Here is a 15,145-nt window from a genome sequence, read left to right as displayed (position 1 = left end):
ACCCTATGGATTAAGGCTTGTTGGATTTATTGATCAACTGCTGTAGCTGATCCCCGGTACTCTTAAAGTAATGATTGCATGCACCAGGCAGTGAGGCCACGACCGTTGGTGTCAGTTTGTGCAACGCTTTAACCACCGCAGCGGCCAGAGCTGCTGAACCGCCGGTTGAAGCAGCCAGTCCAGCTGCCATGCCAGTCATCCCCCACTTCTTAATCAGGTAGTCACCGGTCTGCCACGCTAGGCTTACACTCTTGCCCAAGCGCTCCTCCCGGGGGGTGTGATAGAGCAGATCACTGCCCACGCTGAGCAGTGGAGCCAAACCCAACTGTTCGCCGCCAATGGTCTGCTTCAAACCCGGTGCCGCGTTGTGCCATTTATCATCCTGAGTGTCCATATTCAGTTTCCGGCGCGCACGATCGGCTGTGAAACGATTGCGGGTGTGGTCGCTGAGGAAGATCTTCTGCCGCTGCTGTAGGTCAATCTGCCGCGGCCCTAAGAGCTCCATAGCCTCGATCAGTACCCAGGCTCCCTCGCCCTGGCTGGTCCATTCCACATGCAAACCCTGCTGATGAGCTTCGAGCATGTGCTGGGCGAGAATGCGTGCGGCCTTCTGTTGCTGCTCCGAGCCCTGATTACCGAGCGACTTTAACGTACGCCAGCCGGAGATCCAGGCATTGCTCTCTGGCGGTATGTAAAGAAACTGAAAGCCGGATTTGCGCAAGGCAGTAAGTTTGGCTTTGTCACCTCTACCAATGTGTTCCGCCAATATTGCTACAGATTTTTCTGCCTCACCGATGTGACCATTGATGCCCACCTTGATCGGTGCAGAGGCGCTTCCCGACTGGGTAGCGGTTGGTTTCAGTTGCGGGCTGGGTTTGGTCGGGAAAGTGAACGGTCCTTGTTCATTTGGCGCTATTTGCCATAAGGCAGTTCGGTTCCTGCCTTTAGCGTCACCCACCACCATCCGAATCGCCACAATCTCCACATCCGTCTGGCAATCCCCGTAGTAACTGTTCAGCTCATACTCAATCTCAAATCCTCCGGCTACCAGCAAACGGCGAGTGGGGTGATTGGGTTTGAGCATGCTGTTGACGGGGCTGGCGGCGCCGCGGAGGCTGTCGACGGCTTTGATCAGGGCCTGGGCATGGTAGCCAGCACTGCTCTGCTGGGTGCTGAGCTGGCGGAAGTTGTCGAGTATCTGGCGCTGGCTGCCGTTGGCGAAGATAGCTCGGCCGGAGTCGCGTTTGCCCCAGGCCTGGAGGGTGTTGGATGTTTGGGCGGCTGGTAGTTGTCCCATGGCAAATTCCTTCTGCGAACGGGGTTGTTCCACTGATTTGGAGCCGGTATTTCCGGCGTTCGCCGAAGATTAACAAATGCGTTAAAACGCTGGCAAAAATAGTTGGGGTACGGTGGTTCCAGGTTGATTGATGAAGACGCTCCTCAGTTTGATCTGATGAATACAAAGCGAGCAGGTCCGGAGGGGGCTGGATACCGGCCTTCGCCGGTATGACGGAGAGCGGAGGGGGCTGGATACCGTACCGGATCAAGTCCGGCATGACGTGTGCGCCGGTATGACGGAGAGCGGAGCGACTGGATACCGTACCGGATCGAGTCCGGCATGACTTGTTCGCGGGTATGACGAGGGTTTTATGGCTTTAGTCCGCGAGCCACAAACGGGCTTTGAGGCCCCACTTGGATGACATGCCGGAGGTTACGGCGCTTACCCTGCCCTCGCGGTCGATGATGGCGACGGTGGGTGTTACCTGCAGGCCCCAGCTTGCACTGAGTGCACCCTGTGGATCGTTGATGGTGCGAAAATTGAGATTGTGTTGTTGCTGGTAAGTGGCCACTTCTTCCGGGGTGCCGGATTGCAGGGCGATGGTGATGACCTGGTGATCCTCGGCCAGCTCGGAAACCGCCGGTGACACTACCCGGCAGTAGCCACACCAGGTGGCCCAGAAATACACCAGCACCGGGCCCTTGCTGGTCATCGCCTGTAAATTTATTGGCAGGCCGTTGATATCCGGTGCAACCAGGGCCGGAGCCGTGCCCTTGGGCATATTGCGGCTGTGGTACCAGGATACGACGCTGACGATGGCCGCCGCGAACAGCACGAATTTGACCAGCGACCAAAGTCCGCGACGCCATTTCACGGTTGAGTCTCCGGGTTCAGCGTATTCAAACCGAGCACTTCAATCCCCCCGTTTACGTAGCGCCACTGCAGGTTGAAACCGCACAGTGCCATGCCGTAAATCCGTTCCGGGTCCGGCTGCTGGTAGGCGGGTTTGGGATCCTGGGCCAGTACCTGTCTGATCAATTCCGACAGATCGGTGCCCCAGTCATCCCGGTAGTCCCGCGCCACTGCCAGTACTGCTTCGGGGATATTGACCGCAATGGATGCCGGTGCGGCTTCGGCGAGTTCGCTGTGGGCATCGGTCACGGCATCGGCGTAGGGAATATAGGGTTTGATATCGAGAATCGGTGTGCCGTCAAGCAGGTCTGCACCGGCGACGATCAGTTCTACGTTGGGTGTCGTGCGCACTTCGATCAGACGCACTACGGACAGGCCGATATTGTTAGGGCGAAATGGCGAGCGGGTGGCGAAGACACCGAGCTTTTTGTTGCCGCCGAGGCGCGGCGGACGCACTTTGGGAGACCACTGGCCGGCGACGTCATGGAAGTGCCAGGTGAGCCAGAGGTGGCTGTGTTGCTCAAGGCCGGAAACCGCTTCGGGATCGTCGAATGGTGGCAGCAATTCAATGGATGCGCGGCTGGCGTCCGCCAGCAGGGGCTGGCGGGGGATGCCGAATTTTTCCTTGAAACATGAATGGGTGGTGGCGATGGGGATTATGGTCATGTATTCGGGTCCGTCATCCCGGGCTTGACCCGGGGTCCAGTTGCGGGGTTACGGATGGCAGCGTGCCAGTTTACTGGATGCCGGCCTGCGCCGGCATGACGAGATTGCTTGGTGGTGGCGATGGGGATTATGGTCATGTATTCGGGTCCGTCATCCCGGGCTTGACCCGGGATCCAGTTGCGGGGTTACGGATGGCAGCGTGCCAGTTTACTGGATGCCGGCCTGCGCCGGCATGACGAAGATATGAGCCGCTCTGGCATGACGAAGGTATGAGCCGCTCTGGCATGACGAAGGTATGAGCCGCTCTGGCATGACGAAGGTATGAGCCGTTCTGGCATGACGAAGTGGATCAGATTCCGCCCATACAGAGGTATTTGATTTCCAGGTAATCGTCGATACCGTATTTGGAACCCTCGCGGCCGCTGCCGGATTCCTTGATACCACCGAAGGGGGCCATTTCGTTGGAGATGATGCCTTCATTGATGCCCACCATGCCGTACTCCAGCCCTTCCGCCACGCGCCAGATACGGCCGATGTCGCGGGCATAAAAATAGGAGGCGAGGCCGAATTCGGTGTCGTTGGCCATGCGGATGGCCTCTTCCTCGCTGTCGAATTTGAACAGCGGCGCCACCGGGCCAAAAATTTCTTCCTTGAACAGGCGCATGGTGTCGTTGGCATCTGCCAACACCGTGGGGGTAAAGAAGCACTCACCCAGGTCGCTGGGGCCGCCTTCGCTCAGGGCTTTCGCACCTTTGCTCAGGGCGTCTTCCACCAGTTCTTTTACGTCTTTTACCGCGCCGGGGTTGATCATGGGGCCGACGTCGGTGCCCTCGTCAAAGCCATTGCCGACGTTCAACGCTTGTACCGCGGCAGTGAATTTTTTGGCGAATACTTCGTACACGCCCGCCTGCACCAAAATGCGGTTGGCGCAGACGCAGGTCTGGCCGGCGTTGCGGTATTTGCAGATGATCGCGCCTTTGACGGCTTCGTCGATATCCGCATCGTCAAACACGATAAATGGCGCGTTGCCGCCGAGCTCCATCGACGTTTTTTTCATGGTTTCCGCACACTGGGCCTGCAGCTGCTTGCCCACGGCAGTGGAGCCGGTGAAGGTGAATTTGCGCACCAGCGGGTTGCTGGTCATTTCCTTGCCGATTTCCCGCGAGCTTTTGCCCACCACCACGTTGAACACGCCTTTGGGAACGCCGGCCTGCTCCGCCAGTACCGCGAGGGCGAGGGCGGAGAGAGGGGTTTCGGAGGCGGGTTTGGCGACGAACGTGCAACCGGCGGCGAGTGCCGGGGCAAGCTTGCGCGCGATCATGGCACTGGGGAAATTCCACGGTGTGATAGAGGCGGTGACGCCCACCGGCTGCTTGATGACCACAATGCGCTTGTCTTTCGATGGCGGCGCGATCACATCGCCGTAGGCACGCTTGGCCTCTTCGGCAAACCATTCGAGATAGTTGGCGCCGTAGATGATTTCGGTTCTGGCTTCGGAGAGGGGCTTGCCCTGCTCGGCGGTGAGGATTTTTGCCAGGTCGTCGACATTGTCGACGATGAGGTTGTACCAGTCCCTCAGGATTTTTGCGCGTTCCTTTACCGTGCGATTGCGCCAGGCGGGCCAGGCTTTGTCGGCGGCTTCGATGGCGCGGCGGGTGTCATCGGCGCCGCAGCTGGCAATGGTAGCGACGATTTCGCCAGTGGCGGGGTTGATGACGTCGAGGGTATTGCCGCTGTCGGCATCGCGCCACTCGCCATTGATGTAGGACTGTTTGCGCAGGAGGTTGGGATTATTGAGATTCAGCACGGGAACTCCATTTTCTGTGGGTGTTCGCCTGCAAGGCAGGCTCCTACATTGGGCTCGACGGGAGTGCGGAGCTCCAGCTCCGCATCCGGTGGGGGTTCGCCTGCAGGCAGGCTCCTACAGGATATTTTCCTGGCAAGTTTAGTCCTGTGCGTAATTCAACGCCTTTACTTCACGGGTATTGCGCCGCCCCGTGTGAATCCCTGTACTTATTTTTTCTTTTTCACGAACTTCATCAGGCGGCGCTTCTTGGCTTTCTGACGGTCGCTGAGTTTGTTCTTTTTGCCCTCGTAGGGGTTTTTGCCGGTGCGGAATTCGATCTTCACCGGGGTCCCGTGTAATCCCAGCGCCTGGCGGAAGGTCTTTTCCAGGTAGCGCACATAGTGGCCCGGCACTTCGTCGGTCTGGTTGCCATGGATCACGATAATCGGCGGGTTCTTGCCGCCGGCGTGGGCATAGCGCAGTTTGATGCGGTTGCCGTTCACCAGCGGCGGTTGGTGCTCACTTACCGCCCATTGCAGAATCCGCGTGAGATGGTTGGTGGAAAGTTTATCGGTGGCAGACTGGTAGGCGGCCTCGATGGACTGGTACAGGTTGCCGACACCGGTGCCGTGCAGAGCGGAGATAAAGTGGATATCCGCAAAGTCCACAAAGCGCAGGCGGCGCTCCAATTCGGTCTTGATGAAGTCGCGGTGGTCCGGGTCGAGACCGTCCCATTTGTTCAGCGCCACCACCAGCGCGCGGCCGGCCTGGATCACGCTGCCCATCAGGTGCAGATCCTGGTCGACAAGGCCTTCGCTGGCATCGATCACCAGCACCACCACGTTGGAGTCTTCCACCGCCTGCAGGGTTTTGACGATGGAGAATTTCTCCACCGATTCCTTGACGTTCTTGCGGCGGCGAATACCGGCGGTATCGATGATGGTGTAGGGCTTGTCGTCGCGGGTGTAGTTGATGTACACGCTGTCGCGGGTGGTGCCGGGCTGATCGAAGACCACCACGCGGTCTTCACCCAGCAGGCGGTTCACCAGGGTGGACTTGCCCACATTGGGACGGCCGACGATACCGATCTTGATGCCCTTGGCTTCTTCCTTCTCCTCCTCTTCCTCCGGTGCCGGCAGGCCCTCGATCAGGCGCTCCATCAGCGCACGCACGCCGCGGCCGTGGGTGGCGGTGGTGGGGAAGAGTTCGCCGATGCCGAGTTCATAGAACGGCGACAATGCGATATCCGGGTTTACCCCGTCCACCTTGTTGGCGACGAGGATGGTGGGCTTGGACCGCACGCGCAGGCGCTCGGCGATCATTTCATCCGCAGGGGTGAGGCCGGCGCGGCAGTCCACCATGAACAGGACAAAGTCCGCCTCTTCGATGGCCTGCATGGATTGCTGGGCCATGGCGGCGTCGATGCCCTCTTCCCCGCCGCTGATACCACCGGTATCGACGAGAATCATTTTGCGGCCTTCAAATTCCGCTTCGCCGTATTTGCGGTCGCGGGTGAGGCCCGCATAGTTCGCAACCAGCGCGTCGCGGGTTTTGGTAAGGCGGTTGAACAGGGTGGATTTGCCCACATTGGGGCGCCCGACCAGGGCGATTACAGGCAACATAATTCGGGTCTACGTAAAGCAAAAATGGTTTTGCCAGAAATACGAACGCCCGCGAGAACGCGGGCGGTCTTGGTTCGCTTTTGTAGGAGCCTGCTTGCAGGCGAACAGAACAGAGCGTTGAACCGTTCGCCTGCAAGCAGGCTCCTACAGAAGCCCATGTACTAATCCAGATCAGCGCTCCAGGCGCAGCGCGACCAGTTCGCCGTCGTCCGACAGCGCGAATAGCAGGTCACCATCCGCCAGCAGCGGAATGCGCACCGGGTCGCGGTCGATCCGGGTGCGGCCCACAAAGCGGCCGGTATTCGGATCCAGTGCGTGGAGATAACCCTCCAGGTCGCCAACTACCACCACATCACCAAAATAGGCCGGGCCACTCAACTCGCGACGCAACAGTTCGTTGTTGCTCCACTGGATCTGCCCATTACCCACATTGTAGGCGTGCACGCTGCCGTCGGCGCCGCTCAGGAATACCTGGCCAGCACCTACGGTCACACTGTGGTTGGTTGAGGCATCGCGCGCCCACAGGCCGCGGCCGTCTTCGCGGGACAGTGCCACCACGCGGCCCTGATAGCTGGCGGCAAACACCAGTTCACCGCGCACCAGCGGGGCGCCGTCAATATCCACTACCCGCTCAAGTTCCGCGGAACCCTGGGGTATGGCCACGCGCTGCTCCCAGCGACTGATACCGTCGCTGGCGCTGAGCGCAATCAACTTGCCGTTATCCAGGCCGGCAAAGACCACACCGGCGGAAATTACCGGGCTGGCCGTGCCGCGCAGGGTCAGCACCGGCAACACGGTATTGTGGCGCCAGCGCTGCTCGCCGGTGCTCGCATCCAGTCCCAACAGCTTGCCGTCGACGGTCTGCACCACCACCATGCCGGCACCCACTGCGGGGGTGGAAACCACTTCGCCGCTCAACTGGGTGGACCAGCGCTGGCTGCCGTCGTTCAAATCCAGTGCCACCACGCGACCGCGGTAATCCGCCACCACGGCCATGCCGAGGCCGACACCGACACCGCCACTGATGGACTGCTCAATGTTTGTGCGCCATACGCGTTTGCCGCTGGTGCGGTCGAAGGCGTAGACATCGCCTTCGCTGTTGGCGGCGATCACCTTGCCGTCGATGATGCCGGGTTTCAGCATCGCATAGCGCAGCGCGTCGATATCGCCGATATTGTTCGACCACACTTCACGCAGCCGGACGCTCTCCTGAATTTCCGTCAGTTCTACGGGATCTGTGTCTTCCTTTTCTTCGTTGGAAGCACAGGCTCCGAGCACCGCGGCCAGGGCCACAGCAATTATCCGGTTGAGTGCCTTGTGTGTGCCGATCATTGTGCATCCTTCTCCGTTGCTGCTTCGGTTGCATTGTCTGACTGAGAGTCTGAGTCAGACTCTGACACCGGCGGCTCTTCCTGAGTTTCATCGGTCTGCTCTTCTGCGCCACCCAGACTCTCGATTTTCAGGTCGAGCAGGCGGGAACCGGCGGCCTGCTCCGGCAGCAGTTGCGCGCGGGCCTGCTGGTAGGCGGTGCGGGCGGCGTCGTTATCGCCCTGCTGAACCAGGATGTCACCGCGGGTTTCCGCAAACAGTGCAGCGAAGGCAGCGGGCACATCACCTTCCAGCAGTTTCAGCGCCTCGCCGGTTTCACCGCGGGCGGCCTTCACCGCTGCCAGGCGGCGTTTGGCAACGAACTTCAGCGCGTCTTCGCTGGTGTTATCCAGAGCCCACTGCAGTTGCTTGGTCGCTTCTTCAAGGTCGTTTTTCTCCACCGCCAGTGCTGCCAGTTGCAGTGCCGCCTGGCTCGCGTAAATGCGGTTGGCGAAGTTGTCTTTCAGCTCGCGCGCCAGCGATTGGGCGGTGGTCAGCTGTTTGTTGTCCGGCTGGCCTTCATTGGCGCTCACCGCCTCGACAAAGCCCTGATAGACGTTGGAGGCTGCTTCCGCTTCCGCGCGCTGTTTGCCCTGCCACCACTGCCAACCAAAGTAGGCCGCCAGTGCCAGCACCACACCGGTGACGATGCCAGTGCCGTTTTCTTTCCACCAACGTTTGAGCGATTCAATCTGTTCTTCTTCGGTCAAATGGTCAGCCATTGTTATTGCCTTATTTTTTAACGTCTTGATCAGGGAGAAACTTTGACTCAGGCCTGCAGAATTTTCGGCAGGTCGGCCAGCGCCACGGTTTGCTGCTCGGCATCTGCACGCAGGGATTTGACCGTCACCTGCCCCGCCGCCGCTTCGTCTTCGCCGATAATCAATGCGTATTCCGCATTGCTCTTGTCGGCCTTTTTCATCTGGCTCTTGAAGCTGCCGCCGCCGCAGTGCGTCTGCAGGCGCAGCCACGGCAGTTCGGTGCGCAGCGTCTCCGCCGCCGCCAGGGCTGCGGATTGTACATCACCTACGGCCACCAGATAGGCGTCTATCTGCTGGTCCAGGGTATCCGGGAGCACTTCCAGGGTTTCCAGCAACAGCACCAGCCGCTCAACGCCGAGACCGAAGCCCACGGCCGGAGTGGATTTGCCGCCCATCTGCTCGACGAGACCGTCGTAGCGGCCACCGGCACACACAGTGCCCTGGGCGCCGAGGCTGTCGGTCACCCACTCGAATACGGTTTTGCCGTAGTAATCGAGACCGCGCACCAGACGGGGGTTCACTTCGTAGGCCACACCGGCGGCGTCGAGGAAGGTGCGCAGCTGGTCAAAGTGCGTGCGGGACTCGTCGTCGAGGTAGTCCAGCAGGCAGGGTGCGTCTTCCAACAGTGCCTGGGTGTCCGGGTTCTTGCTGTCGAGAATTCGCAGCGGGTTCTTGTCGAGGCGGCGCTGGCTGTCTTCGTCCAGCTGGTCCTTGCGTGCCGACAGGTATTCCACCAGCGCGTCGCGGAACGCAGCGCGGCTCTCGCTGTTGCCCAGGGAGTTGAGTTGCAGGGTGACATGCTCGGACACACCCAGCTGTTTCCACAGACGCGCGGTCATCATCAGGATCTCGGCGTCGATATCCGGGCCCTCGATACCGAACACTTCCACCCCGAACTGGTGGAACTGGCGCAGACGGCCCTTCTGCGGGCGCTCGTAGCGGAACATGGGACCGAAATACCACAGGCGCTGGGGCTGGTTCAGCAGGCCGTTCTGAATTGCCGCACGCACAGTGCCGGCGGTACCTTCCGGGCGCAGGGTGACGCTGTCGCCGCCCTTGTCGTCGAAGGTGTACATCTCCTTCTCGACGATGTCGGTACCCTCACCCACGGCGCGGGCGAACAGCTGGGTCGCTTCCAGGATCGGGGTGCGGATCTCACTGTAGCCGTAGCGGGCGAACAGCTCGCTTAGGGTACTTTCCACGTACTGCCACACCGGCGACTGGGTGGGCTGCAGGTCGTTCATGCCGCGGATGGCGCGAAGTTCTTTCAACGGAAGTCCTTAACATTTTGCAAGCGTCATACCGGCGCAGACCGGTATCCAGTTCCGAGGCTGGATCCCGGATCAAGTCCGGGATGACGGTGTATCTTAAAATTCTGCCTTATCGTCATACCGGCGCAGGCCGGTATCCAGTTCCGAGGCTGGATCCCGGATCAGGTCCGGGATGACGGTGTATCTTAAAATTCTGCCTTATCGTCATACCGGCGCAGACCGGTATCCAGTTCCGACGCTGGATCACGGCGCAAGGCCGGGATATCTAAATTACTCAGTGGTTTCCCGGGCGATGATGCTCGCTTCCTGTGCTGCCTTGGCCGCGGCCTTTTCGCGGATCAGTTTTTCCAGGTCATCCACCAGGTTGTCGTTCTTGAATTTGCGGTCCGGCTGGCCGTCGACGTAAATCGCGTGGCTCGGGGTACCGCCGGCGAGGCCGATGTCCGCCTCTTTTGCTTCTCCCGGGCCGTTGACGATACAGCCGATCACCGCCACATCCAGCGGCGTGGTGATGTCTTCCAGGCGGGTCTCCAGCTCGTTCATGGTTTTCACCACGTCGAAGTTCTGGCGCGAGCAGCTGGGGCAGGCGATAAAATTGATGCCCTTGGTGCGCAGGCGCAAGCTCTTCAGCAGATCCCAGCCCACTTTCACCTCTTCCACCGGGTCCGCCGCCAGGGACACCCGCAGGGTATCGCCGATGCCGTCCAGCAGCAGCGCGCCGAGGCCGATGGCGGACTTCACCGTGCCCGCACGCAGGCCACCGGCTTCGGTGATGCCGAGGTGCAGGGGCTGATCGATCTGGGCCGCCAGCTTGCGGTAGGCGGCGGTGGCCATGAAGATGTCGGACGCCTTCACGCTCACTTTGAAGTTCTGGAAATCCAGGCTGTCGAGGATGTCCACATGACGCAGGGCGGATTCCACCAGCGCATCCGGGGTGGGCTCGCCGTATTTCTTCTGCAGATCCTTTTCCAGGGAACCGGCGTTAACGCCGATGCGGATCGGAATATTCAGGTCCCGCGCCTTGTCCACCACCGCGCGGATGCGGTGCTCGCGGCCGATATTGCCGGGGTTGATGCGCAGGCAGTCTACGCCGAGATCCGCCACACGCAGCGCAATGCGGTAGTCGAAGTGGATATCCGCCACCAGCGGCACATTCACCTGCTTTTTGATCTCGCCGAAAGCCTCCGCGGCCTCCATGGAAGGCACGGAAACCCGCACGATATCCGCACCGGCCTTCTCCAGCCGCTGGATCTGCTCCACGGTGGCGGCCACATCGCAGGTTTCGGTATTGGTCATGCTCTGCACGGAAATGGGCGCACCGCCGCCGACCGGCACATTGCCCACCATGATCTGGCGTGACACGCGGCGAACTATGGGTGACTCGAACTGCATAACAGAACCTGCGTTGGCTATTGAGCGGGTGGGAGCAATGGTGAAAAACGGGGAGGATTATAGAGAGATTGGGCGCAAACCTACAGGCCACGACTTGAAATCTACCGACCTGTATCGCCCTGTAGGAGCCTGCTTGCAGGCGAATGAGGCAGAGCCCTGCCCTGTTCGCCTGCAAGCAGGCTCCTACCCTGCCGTTCGGAGACCGGATCAGCCACCCACGCTGAGTTTGCGGGTGCGGCGATTGCCGATGGGCGCACTGTCGACCACCTGACCGTCAAAGGTGATGGTGGCCGCTGCGGCATTACCCAGCATCACACTGAACGGAGCCCGGCCATTCAGTTCCACAGTAGAGCCCGCAGGCTGCAACTTGGCGATCATTTTGTAGCCAGTTGCATCGGTCACTTCCAGCCAGGACTCCCCCTGAAAGGAAATCACCAGACGCGGCGCAGTGCCGGCTTCTGACGGAGCCTCCACAGTTTCAGCCGCGGCAACCGGCGCTACCCCGGAGGGTACCTCCGCCGAGCGCTCCGCAACAGGGTGCAGCGCTTCAGCGGCAGAGTTTTCCACATCTGGCGGAACAACATCTGCGAGCTCAGCATCGGTCTCGGGCGCCCCGTCATCGACTTCCGGCGCGGCGGCGCGCTCTTCGTTTATGTCAGTCAATGCTTCGGACGTTTCGACAGACTGAACCGTGGGGAACGCCACCTCGGCAGCCTCTTCGCTGATATCGACTTCCGCACTGTAGCGCGACGCGGTCGCCAACAGCTCACTGTCATCGCGATCCTGGGCGCCATCCACACGCACCAGTTGGCTTCCGTCCCCCGCCTGCTGATCGAACCACCAGAAACCACCACCTGCAGCCAGCGCAAGTACCAGTATGAGTGGAGCTGACAAGGAACCGCGACGCCTTTCCCGGCGACTGGATAACACCGCACCCACCGGTGCGCGCGCAGGCTCCGCGGCGACCTCCACCGGCATCTGCCGGGCAAAAGCCTCCATCACCACGGTGGCATCGAGCCCCAGCTCTTTGCACAGGTTGCGGATATAGCCGCGCACATAGGTGGTGCCGGCAAAACGCTCGAAGGCGTCCTGCTCAAGGGCCTCCAGTTTGTCCGGGGTCATGCACAGGCGGCGGGCGAGTTCGTCGCGGGTGAACCCGGCCTTGTCGCGCGCCTCCCGGAGCATAATACCCACAGTGATCGCGGGCGTATCGGTGGAGGTTGTTTCCTGCGGGTCTGAGATCTGGTTACTGCTGCTCATTTTCGGCCATCATCTGCTGGTACTTCAGCGTTTCCGCTGAATAGGGAAAGAGGTTTTTCAGCGCCAGGGCGTAACTCCTTTCCTTGTCCCGATTGCCAAAAATTTTCTCGATGCGAATCCCCAACCATAGGGACTGCGGCACCTGACGATTCTTGTCGCTGTAGCGGTCGAGATACTGCTTTGCCTGTGCGTAATCGCCCTTCGCAAACTTGAGCTCCGCCAGCTCCAGTTGCGCCAAAGACATATTGGGGCTGAGAGAAAGCGCCTTCATGAAGGCCGCCTCGGCGGCGTCACTCTCTCCCAACCGCAACTCGGCGCGGCCGAGGTTGGCGAGCGCATAGGAGCGGCGATTGTAGGTGAGATCTTCGGAGGCGACCTGAAACTGCGCTTTGGCATCGCGGTAGCGCTCCTGCTGGTACAGAAAGGCGCCGTAGTTCACCCGTGCCATGGAAAACTTGCTGTCGTAGCGCAGCGCCTTCTTGAAATGGGACTCCGCCACGGCATTTTCCTTGTCGGCCTGATACAGCAGCGCCAGGCCATGGTGCGCCTGCGGATCTTTCCGGCCCAGTTCGAGCGCTTTCTGGAAGTGATGGCGGGCCAGTTCCCGGTTTTCACTGCCGCTCTGCAGATAGCGCAGCCCCAACTGGATATGGGTCTCCCGCGCCTTGTCGAGATCCACGGACTTGCCGGGGCCAGAGCTGACACAGCCGCCCAGCAACAGGCTGAGGAGGAGTCCGGCCAATACTGCCGGGCTGGAAATTCTTGCAAACACGAGCTTCACCTTGTCGTTATCGGGTGCGTTTACCACGGGCGCACGCCGATTTCCGGCAATGCAAATATCAGGCCTGCCCGACGATCCGCACCGGGCGCTCCGCGTTGCGGTAGCGCTCCGAGCGACGGGTGCGGTCATTCACCTGGCCGGCCAGCTGGCCACAGGCCGCGGCGATGTCGTCGCCCCGGGTGGTACGCACGGTTACGGTATAGCCTTTGTCCAACAAAATCTGTTGAAAACGTCGCAAAGCGTTATTGCTGACCCGTTGATAGTCGGACAGCTCGAACGGATTGAAGGGTATCAGATTTATCTTTACCGGCACATCACGCAGCAGCTCGCCCAGTTGTTCGGCGTGCTCGGGGCGGTCGTTCACGTCCCGGATCATGGTGTACTCGATGGTCATCTTGCGATGATTGTCGGGCATGCTCTCGATATAGCGCTTGGCGCTGTCGAGCAGCATGGCGATGGGGTATTTCTTGTTGATCGGCACCAGCTCGTTGCGCAGCTCGTCGTTGGGCGCATGCAGGGAGATGGCCAGGCTCACATCGGTCACTTCCGCGAGGCGGTCCAGTGCCGGAACCACGCCGGAGGTACTCAGGGTCACTCTGCGCTTGGAGATGCCGTAGGCGTTGTCTTCCATCATCAGGTTCATCGCATCGACCACGTTATCGAAGTTGAGCAGGGGTTCACCCATGCCCATCATCACCACGTTGGTCACCTTGCGCGGGCGCTCTTGTTTCTTCACGGGCGGCTGCAACTGCCCGAAGGACTTACACGCGATCCACACCTGGCCGATGATCTCGGCCGCCGTCAGGTCGCGGTTGAAGCCCTGCTTGCCGGTGGCGCAGAAGCTGCAGTCGAGGGAACAACCCACCTGGGAGGACACGCACAAGGTGCCGCGCTCACCGTCGGGAATGAATACGGTCTCGATCACATTGCCGCCGGTGACTTCGATCAGCCATTTGCGGGTGCCGTCGGCGGAATCCATCTGCTTCAGGACTTTGGGGGCGCGAATCTCGGCCACTTCCGCCAGCTTTGCGCGCAGCGCCTTGCTGACATTGGTCATCTGCTCGAAATCGTCGGCGCCGTTCTGGTGAATCCACTTCAGCACCTGCACCGCGCGGAAGCGCTTTTCGCCGAGACCGTCAAAGAATGCGGCGAGCTTGTCGACGGACAGGCCCAGCAGATTTACTTTTTCGGTTTGTTCGGCGCTTTCGGTAGAAGCTTGCACTGTCTGTACGTCGCTCATGGATTCACCTTGCACCGGATCCGGTGCGAAAAAATTCGGTGCACTATCACATTCTCGTCGCACCGGCGCAGGCCGGCGCCCAGAACCCTGGATCCCGGCCTGCGCCGGGATGACAACTTTTGGGTCCGAAAACCCGCAAGCAATTAACGCGCGCAGATTTCTTCTGCAGAGAAGAAGTAGCTCACTTCGCGCTCGGCGGAAGTGGTGGAGTCGGAACCGTGTACCGCGTTGGCGTCGATGCTCTCGGCAAAGTCAGCGCGGATGGTGCCGGCTTCGGCTTCTTTCGGGTTGGTGGCGCCCATCAGGTCGCGGTTGGCTTTCACCGCGTTCTCGCCTTCCAGAACCTGTACAACAACCGGGCCGGAAGTCATGAAATCCACCAGATCCTTGAAGAAAGGACGCTCTTTGTGCTCGGCGTAGAAACCTTCGGCCTTCTCGCGGGACAGCTGAACCATCTTCATGGCAACAATGCGCAGACCGGCTTTCTCAAAGCGGCTCTCGATTTCACCGATGACGTTCTTGGCTACGGCGTCCGGCTTGATAATGGACAGGGTGCGTTCCAGGGCCATGTTTTTCTCCAATTTCAGGTTTATAGATAATTACGTTTTCAACAGATACGAAAAGAGCAACCGGAGTTGCTCTTCCCTGAATTCTCTCTCACGGCGAACTGACGATTATTTAACCAATCCCGGTTCGCGGAGGGCGGATTATACGCGTAGTGGGGTGAAGTTTGTACTGTTTGATTTGGCCGCTGAGCGACCTGTAGGAGCCTGCCTTGCAGGCGAACTCGCAAGCAGGCTCCTACAA

General features: G+C 60.1%; 13 protein-coding genes. All 13 read right to left on the bottom strand.

Annotated elements, in window-relative coordinates:
• Nucleotides 1-10 precede the first annotated feature (10 nt).
• The 13 genes from GNX18_RS00610 to ndk all read right to left on the bottom strand — a co-directional run bounded on the left by GNX18_RS00610 (nt 11) and on the right by ndk (nt 14,907).
• Complete coding sequence (locus GNX18_RS00610; RefSeq protein WP_166214782.1) at nt 11-1,297, bottom strand: hypothetical protein; 1,287 nt, start codon at nt 1,295-1,297, stop codon at nt 11-13.
• Between the two features lie 358 nt (nt 1,298-1,655).
• On the bottom strand, nt 1,656-2,153 hold the full coding sequence (locus GNX18_RS00605) for a protein disulfide oxidoreductase (RefSeq protein WP_166214780.1): 498 nt from the start codon (nt 2,151-2,153) through the stop codon (nt 1,656-1,658).
• Complete coding sequence (tsaA, locus tag GNX18_RS00600) at nt 2,150-2,857, bottom strand: tRNA (N6-threonylcarbamoyladenosine(37)-N6)-methyltransferase TrmO (protein WP_166214778.1); 708 nt, start codon at nt 2,855-2,857, stop codon at nt 2,150-2,152. The genes GNX18_RS00605 and tsaA overlap by 4 nt, the downstream gene beginning before the upstream one ends.
• 349 nt (nt 2,858-3,206) lie before the next feature.
• Entirely contained in the window at nt 3,207-4,664 is a 1,458-nt protein-coding gene (locus GNX18_RS00595) for an NAD-dependent succinate-semialdehyde dehydrogenase (RefSeq protein ID WP_166214776.1), read from the bottom strand.
• Nucleotides 4,665-4,870: 206 nt separating this feature from the next.
• A complete protein-coding gene (der, locus tag GNX18_RS00590) occupies nt 4,871-6,265 on the bottom strand; it encodes a ribosome biogenesis GTPase Der (protein WP_166214774.1) in 1,395 nt (464 codons plus the stop codon).
• 171 nt (nt 6,266-6,436) lie between these two features.
• Nucleotides 6,437-7,597: an outer membrane protein assembly factor BamB gene (bamB, locus tag GNX18_RS00585; RefSeq protein WP_166214772.1), complete on the bottom strand. Its 1,161-nt coding sequence runs from the start codon at nt 7,595-7,597 to the stop codon at nt 6,437-6,439.
• Nucleotides 7,594-8,355 carry a tetratricopeptide repeat protein gene (locus GNX18_RS00580; RefSeq protein ID WP_166214770.1) on the bottom strand — a complete coding sequence of 254 codons (762 nt, stop codon included), beginning with the start codon at nt 8,353-8,355 and terminating at the stop codon, nt 7,594-7,596. Before GNX18_RS00580 ends, bamB begins: the two co-directional genes overlap by 4 nt.
• Nucleotides 8,356-8,402: 47 nt before the next feature.
• Complete coding sequence (gene hisS / locus GNX18_RS00575) at nt 8,403-9,665, bottom strand: histidine--tRNA ligase (RefSeq protein WP_166214768.1); 1,263 nt, start codon at nt 9,663-9,665, stop codon at nt 8,403-8,405.
• Between the two features lie 270 nt (nt 9,666-9,935).
• The gene (gene ispG / locus GNX18_RS00570; protein WP_138235857.1) at nt 9,936-11,057 is read right to left on the bottom strand and encodes a flavodoxin-dependent (E)-4-hydroxy-3-methylbut-2-enyl-diphosphate synthase; all 1,122 of its coding nucleotides are present in this window, start codon (nt 11,055-11,057) and stop codon (nt 9,936-9,938) included.
• Between the two features lie 207 nt (nt 11,058-11,264).
• A complete protein-coding gene (locus GNX18_RS00565) occupies nt 11,265-12,317 on the bottom strand; it encodes a RodZ domain-containing protein (RefSeq protein ID WP_166214766.1) in 1,053 nt (350 codons plus the stop codon).
• Nucleotides 12,304-13,125, bottom strand: a complete 822-nt coding sequence (gene pilW, locus GNX18_RS00560; protein WP_240914126.1) for a type IV pilus biogenesis/stability protein PilW — start codon at nt 13,123-13,125, stop codon at nt 12,304-12,306. The genes GNX18_RS00565 and pilW overlap by 14 nt, the downstream gene beginning before the upstream one ends.
• A gap of 31 nt (nt 13,126-13,156) precedes the next feature.
• Nucleotides 13,157-14,338: a 23S rRNA (adenine(2503)-C(2))-methyltransferase RlmN gene (gene rlmN / locus GNX18_RS00555; RefSeq protein WP_166214764.1), complete on the bottom strand. Its 1,182-nt coding sequence runs from the start codon at nt 14,336-14,338 to the stop codon at nt 13,157-13,159.
• Between the two features lie 143 nt (nt 14,339-14,481).
• Complete coding sequence (gene ndk, locus GNX18_RS00550; protein ID WP_138235854.1) at nt 14,482-14,907, bottom strand: nucleoside-diphosphate kinase; 426 nt, start codon at nt 14,905-14,907, stop codon at nt 14,482-14,484.
• Nucleotides 14,908-15,145 lie beyond the last annotated feature (238 nt).

Origin of the sequence: Microbulbifer sp. SH-1 (assembly GCF_011326135.1) — a bacterium.
Taxonomy (GTDB): Bacteria; Pseudomonadota; Gammaproteobacteria; order Pseudomonadales; family Cellvibrionaceae; genus Microbulbifer; species Microbulbifer harenosus.
This window is presented reverse-complemented; position numbering and strand designations above follow the sequence as displayed.

Bases quoted from the DNA above. Each gene is read 5' to 3' on its own strand.
- rlmN (WP_166214764.1), bottom strand. From the start codon at position 14,338: ATGAGCGACGTACAGACAGTGCAAGCTTCTACCGAAAGCGCCGAACAA.
- tsaA (WP_166214778.1), bottom strand. From the start codon at position 2,857: ATGACCATAATCCCCATCGCCACCACCCATTCATGTTTCAAGGAAAAA.
- der (WP_166214774.1), bottom strand. From the start codon at position 6,265: ATGTTGCCTGTAATCGCCCTGGTCGGGCGCCCCAATGTGGGCAAATCC.
- bamB (WP_166214772.1), bottom strand. From the start codon at position 7,597: ATGATCGGCACACACAAGGCACTCAACCGGATAATTGCTGTGGCCCTG.
- GNX18_RS00565 (WP_166214766.1), bottom strand. From the start codon at position 12,317: ATGAGCAGCAGTAACCAGATCTCAGACCCGCAGGAAACAACCTCCACC.
- GNX18_RS00580 (WP_166214770.1), bottom strand. From the start codon at position 8,355: ATGGCTGACCATTTGACCGAAGAAGAACAGATTGAATCGCTCAAACGT.
- ndk (WP_138235854.1), bottom strand. From the start codon at position 14,907: ATGGCCCTGGAACGCACCCTGTCCATTATCAAGCCGGACGCCGTAGCC.
- GNX18_RS00610 (WP_166214782.1), bottom strand. From the start codon at position 1,297: ATGGGACAACTACCAGCCGCCCAAACATCCAACACCCTCCAGGCCTGG.
- ispG (WP_138235857.1), bottom strand. From the start codon at position 11,057: ATGCAGTTCGAGTCACCCATAGTTCGCCGCGTGTCACGCCAGATCATG.